At 72.3% G+C, this 18823-nt stretch carries 2 protein-coding genes; one reads left to right on the top strand and one right to left on the bottom strand.

Annotated features, from left to right (window positions below):
* Positions 1 to 40 precede the first annotated feature (40 nt).
* A complete protein-coding gene (locus tag ASE78_RS16205; protein WP_235515113.1) occupies positions 41 to 2164 on the top strand; it encodes a TonB-dependent siderophore receptor in 2124 nt (707 codons plus the stop codon).
* A 227-nt stretch (positions 2165 to 2391) separates the two neighbouring features.
* On the opposite strand, the gene ASE78_RS16200 is transcribed toward ASE78_RS16205, so the two are convergent.
* Positions 2392 to 18525 (bottom strand): autotransporter outer membrane beta-barrel domain-containing protein, encoded by a 16134-nt coding sequence (locus ASE78_RS16200; RefSeq protein ID WP_056498518.1) that lies wholly within the window; start codon positions 18523 to 18525, stop codon positions 2392 to 2394.
* Positions 18526 to 18823 lie beyond the last annotated feature (298 nt).

Here is an 18823-nt window from a genome sequence, read left to right as displayed (position 1 = left end):
GGGGGTTGATATGCTGCGCCACGCTTCGCGCGCGAGTTTGATGATGCGCCTCGCCGGTTCGGCACTGCTGGCGGCGGCACCGGCGGCGGCGCACGAGCCGGGGGACGATGCCGCGCCGGCCGATCAGGAAATCACCGTCACCGGCGTGCGACAGGCCTATCGCGGCGACTTCACCCTTGCCGAAATTCCGCAGTCGATCGCGCAGATCGACGAGGAAACGCTCAAGGAAAACAATTTCCTGCGGCTGGGCGATGCGCTCGATCTCAACGCCTCGGTCTCGCGGCAGAACACGCTCGGCGGCCTGTTCGACAGTTTCGCGGTGCGCGGCTTCGCCGGCGACGAGAATATCCCGACCGGCTATCTCGTCAACGGCTTCAACGGCGGGCGCGGTTTCGGCGGCCCGCGCGACGTCGCCGGGATCGAACGGGTCGAGGTGTTGAAAGGCCCGGCGGCGGCGCTGCTGGGACGCGGCGAGCCCGGCGGCACCGTCAACCTCGTCACCAAACAGGCGGAGATCGGCCGCACCTTCGGCAGCACGTCGCTGCAACTCGGCAGCTTCGACCGGCTGCGCAGCGAAGCCGACGTCAACCTGGCGCTCACCGACACGCTCACCGCCCGGCTGATCGGCTATGCCGAGGATGGCGACACGTTCCGCGACAGCGTCGACCTCCACCGCCGGGGCTTCCTCCCTTCGGTCGGGCTAGCGATCGGGTCGAAAACGCGGCTGACCTATGATTTCGAATGGACGCGAGTCGAGACACCGTTCGATCGCGGCATCGTCGTGCTGAACGGCGATTTCGCCACCGTGCCGCGCACCCGCTTCCTCGGCGAGCCGGGCGACGGCGATACCGTCGCGCGCGCGACCGGCCACCAGCTTCGCGTCCAGCACGACCTGAGCGGCGACTGGAGCCTGCTCGTCGGCGCCAGCCTGCGCGACACGCTGCTCACCGGCTTTTCATCGGATGCCGAACTGGTGCCGGCCCGCCAGAAGCTGTTCCGCGACGGCCGCTCGCTGTCGCGCCAGCGCCGCTCGCGGCGGTATGATTCGCGCCAGTGGGTCGTGCGTGCCGAACTGTCGGGCGCGTTCGATACGGGCACGCTCGGCCACCGCGTCCTGATCGGCGCCGATCTCGACCGGTTCGACAACGACCAGCAGTTCGGCCGCGTCCGCCCCGCCGTCGTCGGCGCGACGACCACCGACCGCGCGGGCTACGTCCTCGACATCGCCGATCCGGTCTATGGCCGCTTCCCCTTGCCGACCCCGGGGCCGCAGAACGATCGCCTCGACGTGCAGGAATCAGCCGGGGCGTTCGTGCAGGATCAGATCGCGCTGACCGACCGGCTGCAACTGCGCGTCGGCGGGCGGTATGATTCGGTCCGCCTGCGCACGCTCAACCGGTTGACCGGAATCGACAGCGACCGCAGCGTCGGCCGCTTCAGCCCGCAGGCCGGGCTCGTCTATCGGTTGAGCGACCCGCTGACCCTCTATGCCGCCTATGGCGAGGGGTTTCGCGCCAACATCGGCACCGACGTGACCGGCGCGATCTTCGATCCCGAGATCAGCCGGTCGAAGGAAGTCGGCGTCAAGCTGACCCTGCCCGGCGGCCGGTGGAACGCCACGCTGGCGGCGTTCGAACTGACCAAGTCGAACGTGCTGGCCAGCGACACCGGCAACCCCGGCTTTTCGGTCGCGATCGGCAAGGCGCGCAGCCGCGGCGTCGAACTCGACCTGACCGGCCGGCTGCCGGGCGATGTCGAGCTACTGTTCAGCTATGCCTATCTCGATGCCGAGGCGCGATCGACGCTGCTCGAACCCAATTTCAACTTCCAGATCCGCCCTGGCGACCGGCTCATCAACATTCCCGACCACAGTCTGAACGTGCAGCTTGCCAAGGACTTCACCATTGCCGGCCGCACGGCGCGCGCCGGGGCCGGCATGCACCATGTCGGCGATCGATCGGGCGAAACCGGCACCGCCTTCACCCTGCCCTCGCACACCCTCGCCCGCATCTTCGGCGAGGTCGAGCCGGTCGACGGCGTCACGCTGTTCGCGGCGGTGCAGAATCTGTTCGACGCGCGCTGGTACGCCAACAGCTATTCGCCGCTGTGGGTCCAGCCCGGTGCCCCGCGCACCGCCGCGATCGGGCTGCGCACGAGTTTTTGAGGAGGAGGAAACCGGCCCCCTCCACCGCGACACCGGCTGGCCACCGCAAGACCGGGCGGAGCGGATACTACGGCTGTTCGTCGTTCCCGCGCAGGCGGGAACCCATAGACGCAACGGGCTCGGTTCGATCACCAGCGTCGGCGTGTATGGATCCCCGCCTGCGCGGGGATGACGCGGAGGGGGGCAAGGGCAGATTTCTCCCTGCCAAAGCTGAATGTCGATCCGCCCTAAAACCCAAGCTTCGCCTTCAGGCGCAGGTTCTGGACCGTCGTCGTCCTGCCCCATTCCGCGCGATAGCCGGCATCGACCGAGAACCGGTCGGCGCGCACCAGCGTCAGGTTGACGCCCGCCGCCCATCCGGTCCGGTCGAAGCCCGAGCGGATCGTTGCCGGATCGGCGCTGGCGTCCGCGCCGAGCAAACGGAACGGCGCGGCATAGCTCGACTTGTCGTGCAGCACCGCCGCACCATTGGCCGAGAGTTGCACCCCGTCGCTCAGCTTCACGCCCAGCGTCACGCTCGGTGTCGCCGTGGCGATCCAGTCGCGATGGCGCACTGCCTGCACACCAAGCCCGAGCAGACCCTTCTCCGCGAACTCGCCCTGGCCCAGCCCGACATAGGACAGGTTCAGTTCGGGCCGTGCGAACACTCGGCCCGCCGTCAGCGTGTAGGCGGCGTTGGCGTTGAACGCGACATAGTCGTTGCGGACGCGCGACTGGCCGACCGCATCGACGAACACCGTCTGGCGACGGTCGATGTCGCCGCGTTGCAGGCCACCCGCGACGCCCAGCGATACCGCGCCCTGCGCGTCGCCGCCGATCGCGCGGCGGACCGCGACACCGGCATGGACGGCGTTCCAGTCGCCAAGCGCGCGACCGCCGCCGACGTCCAGCCGCCCGCTGTCGTCATAACCGACCGCCCCGGCCAACGCCCAGGCCTCCGCGAAGGGCAGTTCGAACCCGGCGCGCAGATGCGCATTGTCGTCCTGCGCGATCGTGGAATCGCCGGTCTTGTCGTTGCGGTCGTACTGGTTCCGCTCGACCCGGCCCCAGACGCACCGCGTACCCGCAGCAAGCGCGTCGCAGCCGGACAGATGGCCGGCGAAGGTACGCGCCGCCGCGAACTGGACCAGCCCCGGCGCCAGCAGCGGTTCAGGGTCGAGTTCGGCCATGATCCGCTGGTAGGTCGCCTCCTGCCCGGCCCCCAGATTGCCGAGCAGCGCCATCAGCCGGCCGATCCCCGCCGCATTGCCGACGGTCAGCGCGGAATCGAGCGACCGGCCGATCGCCTGCTGGTTGGCGGTCAGGAACGACAGGCCGAAATTGCTGGTGATGCCGAGCTTGATGCCCTGCGCATCGGCGATCGTGCGATAATCGATCGCCAGCGTGTCGGGGATCGACAGGCCGTTGTCGACCCCGCCGCCCGCCGCCGCCCACAACAGCACCGGCGCGCTGTTTTCCAGCCAGGTGAGCGTGATGCCGGCGGTGCCGTTCACGCTCGCCCGCCCGGTCACGTCGAACCGGTCCGACGCATAGGGGCCGAACGCGACGTCGAACGTCGTGTTGCCCGTCTTCGTCTGGACGAAATCGCCGTCGAGCGCGACCTGGCTGATGACCCGCGTACCGTTCAGCAGGTCGGTCCTGGCATCGGCCACCGTCCGCACCGGCTGGGTCGCCCCGGCGAGCAGGTCGATGGGATAGGCGCTGGCCGACAAGCCAAGGCTGAGCTGCCCCTCGTTGGTAAAGGTGCCGCTGCTGCCGGCCCCGTCGCGCAGGTCGATCGTGTCGAGCGTGACCAGCGTCGCGCCGGCCGCATTCTCCAGCGCGTTGGTGCCGCCGCCGAGCGTGAAATTGCCGACCGCCAGCCCGGTGTTGACGACCCGGTCGTTGCCGGCACCGCCGACGACCGCGAGGCCCGAAACCGCCGACAGCGTTCCCGCGCTGCGCACGACATTGTTCGCACCGCCCGCAAGGCGGATCGCCGCGCCCGCGCCGCTGCCGCCGCGAACGTTGCCGGAGGTCGTGACGGCGATGTCGCCCGCCCCCTGCGACCCCATGCTCTGCGCGACGATCGCGGTCGAATCGACGCCCACCGCCATCACCGATCCCTGCACGTCGAGCGTGACGGCACCGGCCGAACCGACCCCGCCCGCCGACCCAGCAAAGCTGTCGCCGATCAGGCCGCCACCGCCACCCAGGCTCTGCGCGACGATACCGAACGCGCGGTCGCCCCCGACGATCACGTCGCCCTTCTGCGTCACGGCGATCGTGCCGCCATTGCCGCTGTTGGCCGCCGACAGCGTCGCCGCCGTGCGCGCGAAGGCGCCCGAGACGATGCCGCCGCCGCCGCCGATCGACTGCACGACCATGCCGTGCGCGCCGGTTCCCTGCGCCGTGACGGCACCGGTGTTGGCGACGCGGATCGCACCGCCCGATCCGCCGGCCCCGTTGACGCCGCCGACGATCAGCGATGTCGGCTGCAACCCGTCGAGCGACACCGATCCGCCGCCGGCCCCGATCGACTGGACGATCAGGCCATGGGCCTGCGCGCCCTGCGTCGCGAAGCCGCCGTTGAACGTCACGTCGACCGCGCCGCCGTCGTTGCGCGCGCCGCCGTTCGCGCCGAGCGAGACGATCGCAGCGGCGATCGGCGTCGAGGCCACGGCTGCCGCCGCCCCGCTGGCCGGCGTCATCGCCACCCGCCCGATCGCGGAACCGCCGCCGCCGCCGATCGACTGGATCAGCGCGCCATGCGACAGCGCCTGCGTCGTCGCGACGATGCCGTTCTGCGTCCGGGTAATGGCCCCGCCCGACGACCCCGACGTGCCGACCCCGCCCAGCCCGAAGCGGACGCTGTCGATCAGCGTCGCATCCTCGGTCGTGACGTTGACCAGCGCCGATCCGCCGCCGCCGCCGATCGTCTGCACCATGATGCCGGGCGTCGCCGCGCCGGTGGTCACGACGTCGCCGGTCTGCGTCGACACGATGTCCGCGCCCGAACCGTCGGTGCTGTTCTTCGCCCCCAGCCCGATCGCGTAGATCATCTGCGCGCTGAAGCTTTCGGGCGTGGCGGCCGCGAGCCGCGCCAGTGCGTCGCCGGGGACGGACGCGGTCGCCGTGGCGGCGAGCGGCACGACCGCCTTGACCAGATTGCCCTCGATGGTCAGCGCACCGCCGCCGCTCCCCACGGAGATTTCGGTGATGCCCGCGCCGTAATCGCCGGCGGTGCGGACCGTGCCGGTATTGCTGACCGTCACCTTGCCCGCGTTCATCGACGCGACCCCATCGGCACCGAGGCGCGTGGCGACGATGACCGGCGTGACCTTCCGGTTGACCGGTTCGCCCGCGACCAGATTGGGGATGCCGTCCAGTTCGCCGAGCGGCGGAATGGCGACGCCCGGAATCGCGACGCCGACGCTCGGCAGTTGCAGGTCGGCGAGCGAGAAATGCGTGCCGCCACCGCCGCCGTTGATGCTTTGCGCGACGATCGCCTTCGCGCCCGCGCCGGTGACGGTGATGTCGCCGCTGTTCTCGACGAACACCTCGCCGCCCTTGCCCGACCCGCCGCCGCCGACCGCGCCGACCGTCAAGGCCAGCAGGTTGGAGGCGACCAGCGTGCGGACCTCTCCGGTCAGGCCGACCGCGAGGCCGGCATTGCCGCCGCCGCCGCCGATCGACTGGGCGACGATGCCGTCGGCACGCGCGCCGGTGGTGAAAATCTGCCCGGTGTTGACGACGCGGACCGTGCCGCCGTCGTTGCCGGTGCCGCCGATCCCGCCGAGCGCGAGGATCGGTGCCCGTTTGGTCGCGCCGCCCCAGAAGCCGTTGGTCGCCACGGTGACGCCGCCGTTGCCACCGCCCCCGCCGATCGACTGGGCAAGGATGCCATGCGATTCGACACCGTCGGTATAGATCCGCCCGCTGTTCTCGACGGTAACGCTGCCGCCGAGGTTGCCGTCGCCCCCCGCGCCGCCGAGGCTGAGCCCCGCCGAGACGCTGTCGGCACCGGCCGAACCGAACAACAGCGACAGGACCGACGATCCGTTGCCGCCACCGCCGCCCAGGCTCTGCGCGAAGATGCCGTGCGCCTTGGCACCGCTGGTGGTGATCGTGCCTTCGTTGATCGTCGCGCCGGCGATATTGGCGACGCGCACCGTGCCTCCTGAACCGCCCGAGCCGCCCGAACCGCCGATCGCCACCTGGACGACGGTCGCGTCGCCGCTGCCCGCGCCGATCTTGGTGATGTTGCCGACCGACCCGGCATTGCCGCCGCCGCCGCCGATCGAATTGGCGCCGATACCGTGCGACCCTTCGCCGGCGGTGCGGATCAGGCCGTAATTGGTCACATCGACCCGACCCGCCGCATTACCCGACCCGCCGCTGCCGCCCAGCATCAGGCTGAACGACTTGAGTTCGGTGCCCGACGCCTTCTGTACCATGTACGCGGCACCGCCCGACCCGCCACCGCCGCCGATCGACTGGGCGCGAATGCCCAAGCTGTCGTCGGCGGTGGTCGACAATTGCCCGAAATTGTCCACCTGCACATCGCCCGCGACCGCGCCGGACCCGCCGCTGCCGCCGACGGTCACGCCCACCGTCGCAAAGGTCTTGCCGGCAGGCGCCTCGCCCTGCCGCAACGTCGCGGCGGCCCCGGCGATACCGCCGCCGCCGCCGATCGACTGGGCGAAGATCGCATCGCCGCTCACCCCCGTCGTCACGATCGTGCCGAGATTGCGGACCGACACCTTCTGACCGCGCGAACCGCCGCCACCGCCGCCGCCCAGCGCCAGCGAGACGCTCTGCGCCTGTCCCCGGCCCAGCACCGACGCGCTGCCGCCGACGCCGCCGTCGCCACCGATCGATTGCGCGAGGATACCGCGCGCGTTCCGGGCGCTGGTGACGATGTCGGCACGATTGTCGACATCGACCGTGCCGGCCAGGCCGCCCGCGCCGCCCTCCAGCCCGACCGACAGCGCGAAGCCCTGCTTGATCGCGGTATCGCCCGATCCATCCTTCGCCTCGCCGCCGACCACCGACGTACCGCTCAGGCCGCCCGCGCCACCGATCGACTGGGCGACGATGCCGTTGCTGTCGTTCCCGTCGACGACCAGCAGCCCGCTGGCCGTGACCGCGACATTGCCCGCGCGACCGCCCCGGCCGCCCTGACGGCCGATGCCGATCGACAACAGGTTGTCGGCACCCACGACCGCACCGGTATTGAGCGCGACGTTCCCGCCACCGCCCGCCATCGACTGCGCGACGATCGCGCTCGAACTGTTGCCTTTCGTCTGGATCGTGCCGTCATGGCGGACGGTCACGGTGTTCGATGTTCCGGCGTCGCCCGCCGCCCCGCCGACGGCAACGGCAAGGCCGTTGATCGTCGACGACTTGCCCGAATCGGGGGCACCCTTCGCCGCCTTCACGACGAGGATGCCCAGATTGACCGCGGCGTTGCCGCCGCCCTTGCCGATCGACTGGGCGAGGATGCCTTCGCTGGCCGCGCCGTTGGTCTGGATCGACCCGACATGGACGACGTTCACCCGCCCGGCATCGCCCGACGTGGCGCCGTCCCCGCCGACCTGGAACAGGCCGCCGAACGACGTGCGCTCGGCGGGCGTCTGCGCGAAGCCGAGCGACAGGTTGGTCGCGGCGCTGCCGCCACCGCCGCCGATCGACTGGGCGACGAGCCCGGTCGAGGCGATGCCGAAGGTGTTGATGAGCGACCGGCTGATCGATCCGTCCTCGCGCAGCCCGCGAATGACGGTGACGTCGCCCGCGTCGCCGCCGACATCGCCGCTGCCCCCCACCGCGACGACCAGCGGGCTGTTCTTCAACGCGACCGTGCCGACGAAGTTGAAGCCGCCGTTGCCGCCGCCGCCGCCGATCGACTGCGCCTTGATGCCGGTCGACATGCCCTGCTCGGACCCGGCCGACAGCACGGCATTGTTCCTGTCGTCGACCGTGACGACCGTGTTCATCAGGATGTCGCCGGTGCTTTCCACCCGGACGTCGCCCGCCTTGCTGCCGCGCCCGCCGCTGCCGCCGACGCCGATCGCGGCGGTGAAGGAATCGGACTGGCTGTTCCCGCCCTGAAGGCTGATCGCCGAGACGAAGCTCATGCCGCCGTTGCCGCCGCCGCCGGCGATGCTCTGCGCCAGCACGCCGGTGGAATTGAAGCCGTTCACGACGACCTCGCCGTGCTGATACGCCGTCACGTCGCCCGACGAATTGCCGACGCCGCCATCGCCGCCCATGCCGAACACGATCACCGGCTCGCGCCGAAGCGTCTTGAGACCGCCCGAGATGTTGATGCCGCCATTGCCGCCGCCGCCGCCCAGCGACTGCACCGCCAGCCCGCTCGACTGATAGCCGGTGGCGAACAGATCGGCATCGACCCGCGCGACGACCGCACGGCCGAAACCGCCACCGCTGCCGCTGCCGCCGATCCCGGCGACCACTTGCCCCTCGGTCGTGATCCCGCCCGAGACGTTCAACGCGCCGTCACCGCCGCCGCCGCCGATCGACGCGACATAGATCGCCGATTTCTGGTCGCCCGTGCCCTGCACCTGGATGCGCGGACCCGATGCTGCGCCGATGGTCGCGGTCACGTCGCCGGCATCGCCGCCCGCCCCGCCGAACCCGCCGATGCCCAGCACGAGCGCGCTGGCGTTGCCGTCCCCCTTGTTCGGGGCCAGCGCGATGCCGCCGCTGATGTTGATGCCGCCCGAACCGCCACCACCGCCGAGCGACTTGACGACGATCCCGCTCGATCCGTTGCGCAAACTGGTCCTGGCACCGAAATCGACCACTTGGTCATCGGCCAGCGCCAGATCCTCGGGATGGAAGGGCGTCGCCGCGTCGCTGCCCGCCGCCCACACGCTGTCGCGAATGGTCGCGTCGACCTTGCCGGCATTGCCGCCCGCACCACCAAAGCCGCCCACGCCGATCACGACGCTGGTGCCTTCGCCGTCGAGCGTGCCCGAAATACCGCCCGACACGTTCATGCCGCCGCGGCCGCCACCGCCGCCGATCGACTGCGCGACCACGCCGTCGGACGATGCCTTTTGCGTCACCGTCTGTCCGGTGCGGGTCAGCGTCACGTCACCCGACGTGCCGCCGTCGCCGCCGAAGCCGCCCACGCCCATCGCGACACTGGTGCCCGCGCCCTTCGACGAAATCGCCAGCGTGCCGGACACGTTGATGCCGCCATCACCGCCACCGCCGCCCAGGCTGGTGGCGACCACGCCGGCCGCGCCGACGCCGTCGGTCCGGTACAGGCCGTCGACGCTCGCCATCACCCGCTTCGCATCGCCGCCGCCGCCGCCGAAGCCGCCGACGCCGATCCCGACCGAGGTGGAGCTGGAATCGCCCACCGAAACGCTGACGCCGCCGGTGACGTTCATCGCCCCGACCCCGCCGGCCCCGCCAAGGCTGAGGAACAGCGCGCCGTACGCGCCGGCCCCGCTGGTCGACACCGACCCGCGCGTCGTCGCATCGACCGTTCCGGCATCGCCGCCGGTGCCGCCGAAGCCGCCCACGCCGATGCCGATATTGCCCGTGCCGCCCTTGCCGATGGCGACGCCGCCGGTGATGTTCATCCCGCCGGCACCGCCGCCGCCACCCTGCGACTGGACGAGCAGGCCGTGCGCCTGCGCGCCGCTGGTCGTGATGCTGCCCAGCATCCGCGCAACCACGTTGCCGGCATCGCCGCCGCCGCCGCCGAACCCGCCGAAGCCGAGGCCGAACGTGCCCGCCGCCGATGTACCCATCGTCAGGCTGACGCCGCCGGTGACGTTGAAGCCGCCGATGCCGCCCGCGCCGCCGATGCTCTGGATCGCCGCGCCATACGCATTGTTCCCGGTCGTCACGATGTCGCTGACCAGCGCCGCGTCGACCGTGCCGGCGTTGCCGCCCGCGCCGCCGAACCCGCCGACGCCGATCATGATATTGCCCGCGCCACCGCTCTTGGTGGCCGCCAGCCCGCCCGATACGTTGAAGCCGCCATTGCCGCCACCGCCGCCGACCGACTGGATCAGCGCGCCGCCGGCATCGATGCCGCCGGTCGCGATGTCGCCGTGGATGCGCGCCTTCACCGTACCGCCCACACCGGCGATACCGCCCGATCCGCCCATGCCGAAGCCGAGGTTGCCGGCATCGTCCTTGGCGATCGCGACGCCGGCCGACACGTTGAACGACCCGTTGCCGCCCCCGCCGCCCAGCGACTGCGCGACGATCGCGGTCGATCCGTCGCCCGCCGTCGCCGCCGCGACCAGCGCGTTGGTCGGATCGCTGCTGTGCTGGTTCACGTCCAGTGTCACGCTGCCGGCGTCGCCGCCGCTGCCGCCCGATCCGCCGACGCCGATCGTGACGTTGCCCGCGCCGCTCTTGGCGAGCGCGATGCTGCCCGCCACGTTGAAGCTGCCGTTGCCGCCGCCGCCGCCGACCGACTGGGCGAGGATGCCGATGCTGCCGGCCCCCGCCGTGGTCGTCCGGCCGGTGATGTCGCCGATGACGCTGCCGGCATCGCCGCCGCCGCCACCCGATCCGCCGATACCGATCGCAAGGCCCCCCGCGCCGGTCGCCGCGCCGCTGACCTGCCCGCTGATATTGAAGGCGCCGTCGCCGCCGCCGCCGCCCAGCGACTGGACGACGATGCCGCGCGATCCCGCGCCGGTCGTGCTGGCCGCGAACAGGTCCAGTCCGGGGACGATCACCCCCGAATTGACGCGCACCGCGGCATCGCCGCCCTTGCCGCCGCCGCCGCCCGATCCGCCGACGCCCATCACGCCCGCGCCCGCGCCCTTGCCGGCGAACGACAGCGCGCCCGACACGTTGAAGCCGCCATTGCCGCCGCCGCCGCCGACCGACTGCACGACGATCGCGTCGCTGCCCGCACCGCGCGTGATCGTCTGTCCGGTGATCGATGCGGTCGCGAGGCCGCCGTCGCTCGCCTTGCCGCCCGATCCGCCCACGCCGAACGCGACGCCGCCCGCGCCGGTGCCGGCGATCTGGACGATGCCGGAGATATTGAACGCGCCATTGCCGCCGCCGCCGCCCGTCGACTGCACCACGACGCCACGCGCCTGATCGCCCGAGGTCAGCGCCGCGACCAGATCGCGCCGGCTGTCACGGACCGTGGCGTTGATGATCGCCGATGCCGCCCCCGCCGCGCCGCCGTCGCCGCCCGACCCGCCGACCCCGATCGCCACCGTGCCGGCACCCTTGCCGGCCAGCGAGATGCCGCCCGCCACGTTGAACGCGCCGTCACCGCCGCCGCCGCCGATCGATTGCGCCAGCACCGCGTCGCTCTTGAAGCCCTGCGTCAGCGTCGCGCCCTGCACGACCAGCGTCGCCCGGTCGCCCTTGCCGCCGCCGCCGCCCGAACCGCCGACCCCGATCGCGAGGCCGCCTGCGCCCTGGCCCGCGGCATTGAGCTGTCCGGTGACGTTGAACCCGCCGGTGCCGCCGCCGCCGCCCAGCGACTGCGCGACGATGCCGCGCGATTCGCTGCCCTGCGTCGATGCCGCGATCAGCCCGTCGGCGGGATCGACGATCCCGTAGTTGACCAGCAGGTCGACGGTGCTGCCATCGCCGCCCCCGCCACCGCTGCCGCCCATGCCGAAGCCGAAATTGCCGGCCCCCTGTTTGGCGATGGCGATGCCGCCGGTGATGTTCATCGCCCCCGACCCGCCGCCGCCGCCGACCGATTGCGCCAGCACCGCGTCGCTCGCCTTGCCGCTCGTCGCCGTCCGGCCGCTGATCGCCGCCGCCACCGCGCCGCCGCTCCCGCCGCCGCCGCCCGATCCGCCGATGCCGATGCCGATCGCCGCCGCACCCTGTCCGGCGAGGCTCAGCCCGCCGGTGACGTTGAAGCCACCGATGCCGCCGCCGCCGCCGATCGATTGGGCCAGCACGCCGCCCGAACGATCGCCGCCGGTGACGGCCGCCGCCACGTCGGTGTTGGTCGTGATCCCGGTGTTCAGCCGCAGGTCGACCGCGCCGGCGTTGCCGCCGCCGCCGCCCGATCCGCCGATGCCGACGCCGATCGCCGCCGATCCGCCCCCTGCCAACGCGATGCTGCCCGCGACGTTGAACCCGCCGCTGCCGCCACCGCCGCCGACCGACTGCGCCACCACGCCATGGCTGTCGGCCCCCAGCGTCTGGGTCATTCCCTGTACCGACAGGTCGACCGCCTTGCTGTCGCCGCCGTCGCCGCCGGCACCGCCGATGCCGACCGCTACCGCGACGCCCAGCGCCGACGCGCCCGACAGCGCACCGGACACGTTGAAGCCGCCATTGCCGCCACCGCCGCCCAGCGACTGCGCGACGATGCCGCGCGACCCATCCCGCTCGGTCGATGCCGCGACCAGCGTATCGGCGGGCACCGCCACGCCCTGGTTGACGCCCAGCCGGACCACGCCGGCATCGCCGCCGCCGCCGCCCGATCCGCCGATGCCGATCGCGACCGATCCCGATCCCCCTGCCGACAACGCCACGCCGGCCGCGACGTTGAAACCGCCCGAACCGCCACCGCCACCAATCGATTGCGCGACCAGCGCGTCGCTGCCCGCGCCGGCCGTCGCCGTTCGCCCGGTCACGGTCGCGTCGATCCGTGCGCCGTCCCCGCCGCCGCCGCCCGATCCGCCGATCCCGAACGAGGCCGCTCCGGCCCCGCCCGAACCGATCGCGATCCCGCCGCTGACGTTGAACGCCCCGCCGCCGCCGCCGCCGCCCAGCGACTGGATGACGACGCCGCGCGATCCCGATGCCTGCGTCGTCGCGGCGAACAGCGCCGCATCGCTCGCATCGGCCCCGTCGTTCAATCGCAGGCGGACCGCGCCCGCCTGACCGCCCTTGCCGCCCGACCCGCCGATCCCGACGCTGCCGGTGCCGCCCACGCCGCCCGCGCCGATCGCCAGCGCGCCCGACACGTTGAAATCGCCGTTGCCGCCGCCGCCGCCCAGCGACTGGATGACCACCGCGTCGCTGTTGACGCCGGTGGTCAGCGTCCGCCCCCGGATGGTGGCGTCGACCGAATAATCCTGATCGCGCAGCGCCGTGCCCGGCACCTCCGCGCCCGCCTTGCCGGCATCGCCGCCGTCGCCACCCGATCCGCCGATGCCGAAGCTCACCGCGCCCGCGCCGCCGCCGCTCAGGCTGACGGCCGCACTGACGTTGAAGCCGCCGTTGCCGCCACCGCCGCCCAGCGATTGCGCGACGATGCCGCGCGATCCTTCGCCGGCGGTCGCCGCCGCGATCAACGTCGTCGCGGGGTTTGCCGCCGCCGCGTTGACGGCCAGCGTGACGCTCTCGCCCGAGCCGCCCTTGCCGCCCGCCCCGCCAACGCCGACGCTGACCGCCGCGTCCCCGCCGCCGGCCAGCGCCAGCGTGCCCGAAATGTTGAACGCACCGTTGCCGCCGCCGCCGCCGACCGACTGCGCGATCACCGCGTCGCTCTTGGCCCCTTGCGTCGTTGTTCGGCCGCTGACCTTGGCGACGACCGCGCCCGATCCGGCACCGTCGCCGCCGATGCCGCCGACCCCGACCGCGATCGTCGCGCCGCCCGCGCCCGACAGCGTCGCGCCGCCGGTCACGTTGAAGCCGCCATTGCCGCCGCCACCGCCGACCGATTGCGCGACGATCCCGCGCGACCCGTCGCCAACGGTCGTTGCGGCGACCAGCGCCGGATCGCCCGCCGCCGCACCTTCGTTGACCTCCAGCGTGACCGCACCGCCGGCCCCGCCGCCGCCGCCCGCACCGCCGATGCCGACGCCGATCGCTATCCCGGTCGTGCCGCCGGCCGCGATGCCGCCGGTGACGTTGAACGCACCATTGCCGCCACCGCCGCCCAGCGACTGCGCGACGATACCGTCGCTGTTCTTGCCGCCGGTCACGGCGTCGCCGCTCACGCGCAGCGTCGTCGCCGCCGCGCCGCCACCGCCGCCGCCCGATCCGCCGAGGCCGAAGTTGAACGCGCCCGCGCCCATGCCGCCCGCCGCGAGTCCGCCCGCGATGTTGAACCCGCCGACGCCACCGCCACCACCGACCGATTGGGCGATCACCGCGTGCGACATGTCACGCTTGGTCGATACGCTGCCGATCACCGTCGCATCGACGACACCCCCGGCACCGCCGCCACCGCCCGACCCGCCAAGGCCGACGCCGACCGCCGCGCTCTGACCCGCGCCGATCGCGATCCCTGCGCCGATGTTGATCCCGCCGGTGCCGCCCGCCCCGCCGACCGACTGGGCGACGAACCCACTGGATTTCAGACCCGCGGTCGTCACCGAATGGCCGACCGCGGTGACGGCGCCGCCATCGCCGCCGCCACCGCCGGCGCCGCCGAAGCCGATCCCGATGCCGATGCCCGCTGTACCCGTCAGCGCCACGGCCGCCGCGACGTTCAGGCCGCCGGCCCCGCCGCCGCCGCCGGTCGACTGGACCAGCACGCCGGTGGAATTGTCGCCCTGCGTCGTCACGGTTTGGTCGGCATAGCCCTCGACCTTACCGCCCTTGCCGCCCTTGCCGCCCGATCCGCCGAAGCCGAGCGAGAAACCGCCGCCGATTGCCGCGCTCGCCGTGATTCCGGCCGCGACGTTCAGCGCGCCGTTGCCGCCGCCGCCACCGACGCTCTGCACCACCAGCCCCGACGAATCGGCATTGTAGGTCGCGATCGTCCCGCTGCTGCGGCCGGTCACGATGCCGCCGTCGCCGCCCAGCCCGCCCGCACCGCCGAAGCCGATCGACGCGCCGCCCGCCAGCGTGCCCGCCGCCGTCAGGTTGCCGCTGATGTTATAGCCGCCGTTGCCGCCGCCGCCGCCGGCCGACTGGACCAGCACGCCGGTCGATCGCTCACCGCGCGTCACCACGCCGCCGCCAACCGTGCCCTTGACCTCGCCGCCGCTGCCGCCGCCGGCCCCGGCGCCGCCCAACCCGATCGCCACGCCGATCGCGACGCGCCCGCCGCCGGCGATCGCCCCCGAGGTATTGGCCCCGCCGTTGCCGCCGCCGCCGCCGACCGACTGGATGACGGCACCCGCCGAATCGCTGCCCGACCCGTCGATGTTTCCGGTGGCGATCGACCCGTCGTACACGACGTCGACATCGCCGCCCGCGCCGCCGCCAGCACCGGTGCCGCCCATGCCGAACGCGACGCCCAGCGCCGCGATCGATCCTGCGGCAACCGCGCTGGAGATGTTGTAGCCGCCGTTGCCGCCGCCGCCGCCGACCGACTGCGCCAGCAGCCCGGTCGAGAACATCCCCTGCGTGACGATCGATCCGCCGGTGGTCAGCTTGACGAAGCCGCCATCGCCGCCGCCGGCCCCCGATCCGCCGATGCCGACCGCGATCGCCGCGCCGTCGGCGGGCGTGACCGCGGTCGCGATCGAATAGCCGCCCGCCCCGCCGCCGCCGCCGACCGACTGCGCGTAAAAGCCTTCGCTGTTCGCGCCGGCGGTGAAGATGCGGACGTCGCCGGTGCCGCGCACCTCGCCGCCCTTGCCGCCGCCCGATCCCGATCCGCCCAGCGCGACGCTGACCGCGCCGATGATTCCGCCGGTCGCCTGTACCGCGAAGCCGCCCGAACCACCGCCACCGCCGACCGATTGCAGGAACACGCCGCGCGACCGCTCGCCCGCCGTCGTGATCGTCGGGTCGAGCAGCGTGGCGACGCCGCCGACATCGATCGACTGTTGCGCGAAGTTGAGCGTGGCGGTGGCGCCATCGCCGGCACCCGCGCCCGATCCGCCGATCGCGACCCCGGCGAACAGGCTGAGCGAGGTGCTCGACCCGCCGTTGCCGCCGCCACCGCCGACCGACTGGGCGAACAGGCCGTGCGAATCATCGCCCCGGGTGACGATGCTGCCCGAACTGTCGACCGTGACGATGCCGCCACTGCCGCCACCGCCGCCCGACCCACCGATCGCCAGCAACATCGCGAAGCCGGTATCGCCGTCGATGCCGGTCGTCCCACCCTCGCCACCGCCGCCGCCGATCGATTGCGCCAGAATGCCGTGCGAACGGTTCCGGTTGGTCGTGATCGCGCCGCTGTTGCCGACGGTGACGTCGCCGCCCTGGCTCGCCTTGCTGCCGCTGCCGCCGATCGCGGCCAGCCCCGATCCGTCGCCGCCGGTGCCGCCGCCGCCACCGACCGACTGGGCGAGGATGCCGCGCGACAATTGTCCCCATGTCTGGATCTCGCCGGCATTGCGGACCGATACGGCACCGCCGATGCCGCCGCCGCCGCCCGATCCGCCCATCGCCACGACACCGCCCGACGACGCGCCCGCGCCACCGCCGCCGCCAACCGACTGGGCGAAGATACCGTCCGCGCCCAGCCCGCGCGTCGTGACGCTGCTCGCCTTCGTCGTCTCGACCCGGACCGTCTGGCCGTTGCCGGCGATCCCGCCGCTGCCGCCAAGCGCTACGACCCCGCCCGATGCCAGCGCGTTGCCGCCACCGCCGCCGACCGACTGGGCGAAGATGCCGCGCGCGTCGGTGCCGTCGCCATCCTTGCCGGTGACGATCGTCGCGCCCGACACGACGTCGACCATGCCGCCATTGCCGCCGACGCCGCCGGTCCCGCCCATGGTGAACACGCCGCCGGTCCCGAAGGCGGTGCCGCCCATCCCGCCGACCGACTGGGCAAAGACGCCGTACGCACCTTCGCCACTGGTTTCGATCAACGCCCCGTCGTCCAGCGAGACCTTGGCCGTGCCGCCCGATCCGGCGGTGCCGCCGCTCGCGCCGAACGAGACGATGCCCCCGGCGATCGCACCGAGGCCGCCGCCGCCGCCGATCGACTGGCTCGACACGCCGAACGCGAAGTCGCCCGTCGTCACGATGACGCTGCCGGCCACCGCGCTCGCCTCGGCCGTGCCGCCGTTGCCCGCACCGCCGCCGTCGCCGCCGAACGCGACCAGCCCGCCACCCGCGCCGGCATTGCCGCCGACGCCGCCGACCGACTGCGCCAGCACACCGTGCGCGGCTTCGCCGGCGGTGCGGATCCGCCCTTCGTTGCGGGCATAGGCGTTGCCGCCGTTACCGCCGACGCCGCCCTTGCCGCCGATCCCGACGATGCCATAGCTTTCGCCGCCGGTCCCGGCGCTGCCGCCCATGCTCTGCACGACCATGCCGGCCGCGCCCTTGCCATAGGTGAAAATGTCGCCGTAATTGTACCCCGACGCGACGCCGCCACTGGCCGCCGTCCCACCGCCGCCGCCGGTGCAACCGATATAGCAGCCGCCGCCCGACCCCGCCCGGCCCGCCGTGCTCTGCACCAGCATGCCATGGCTGTTCTCGCCATTGGTGACGACGTCGACGTAATTGTTGCCGCGAACCGTGCCGCCCGCGCCCGCAGCACCGCCCTGCGCCGCCGGGATGGTGCCATAGGCCGTGCCGCCCTCGCCGCCATTGCCGCCGGTGCTCACGATCGCGATGCCCGGCCGCTTGTTGGCGATGGTGGTGACATCGCCATTGGTCGCATCGACCGTAGCGACGAACGTCGGGCCCGCCGCGCCGGCACCGCCGGGCTTGGGATCATAGGCGATCCGCGCGCAGCCGAGCGCCCCGAAGCACACCTCGACGCCGCCGCCATCGCGACCGTTGCCGCCATTGCCGCCCTGCCGGATGTCGGAGAACTGGCCGCGCTCACCCGTCGCCCTGGGCAATGTGAAACTGGTGGCGGAACCCTGGCCACCGCCCGCCGCGGGCGGCGTGTAGTTGACCGGTTTGACGACGGCGGTCGTCGACACCACGTCCGCCGCATCCTTGAGCGTGACGCCTGTGACGCGGCCGTCGGTCAGCGACACGGCGGTCACGGTGTATGTCACCGTCTTGGTGCCCGTCGGCGTCGTGCTGGTATCGGGCACCGTCGCGGTAAAGACGTCGCCGACCGCCTGTGCCAGCAGGATGACGTTGTTCTTGTCAGTGCGGACCGAATGGTCGCCGATCAGTTCGATCACCGTTTCGGTGGTGCCCGTCTCCGGGTTGACGACCGAATCGCCCAATACCGGGGCGGCATAGGCGAATGCGGGCGCCGCACCGACGGTTGCCGCCGCCACGCCGCCCAGCGTCAGCGGCGCCAGTTGGCGCAGCAGCCGCTGCAATCGCCTGGCCTGCGTGGCGTTGCCGGAACGGACGGGACCCTGCCGGACGGGGCCAGGCGTTCCCAACGCCTGATCCAGCCGTTCCAGCGCGGCCGCAAGCCGTCCGTCATCGTCCGCCAGCGACGGGCGGAGCAAGGCGAGTTCGCGGCGGGCCAGCGACCGTTCGGCCGCCGTCAGTTTCGCGAAATCGAACTGGTCCATGAAGCGTTCGAGAACAACGGCGACTGCCGCCCGCGACACGGTGCGTTCCGAAATCATACTCTACCCCCGATACCCCGGCAGGATGATCGCCGTCGAACGAAACCCGTCATTCGCGAAGCAACATCGCCCTAATCCATCACCCATATCCGGCAGGGGCAAATTGACAATCGGCGTCGTCTTCCAAAAAATCGTTACGTCAGAGCATTTTGGAACAGTTGGGACGGCCGGCAATTCCATACGGGATTCTGTGTCGGACCATATCGGACACAATCGCCGGCATCATTTGCCAGGAACCCGCAAATCCCGATTTTTGCGCGTCGCAACATTGGCTTCCGAAGTAAAAGCCGTGGCACGG

Origin of the sequence: Sphingomonas sp. Leaf25 (assembly GCF_001421635.1) — a bacterium.
Classification (GTDB): Bacteria; Pseudomonadota; Alphaproteobacteria; order Sphingomonadales; family Sphingomonadaceae; genus Sphingomonas.
Note: the sequence above shows the minus strand (reverse complement) of the source record. Positions and strands in the feature narration are given on the sequence as shown.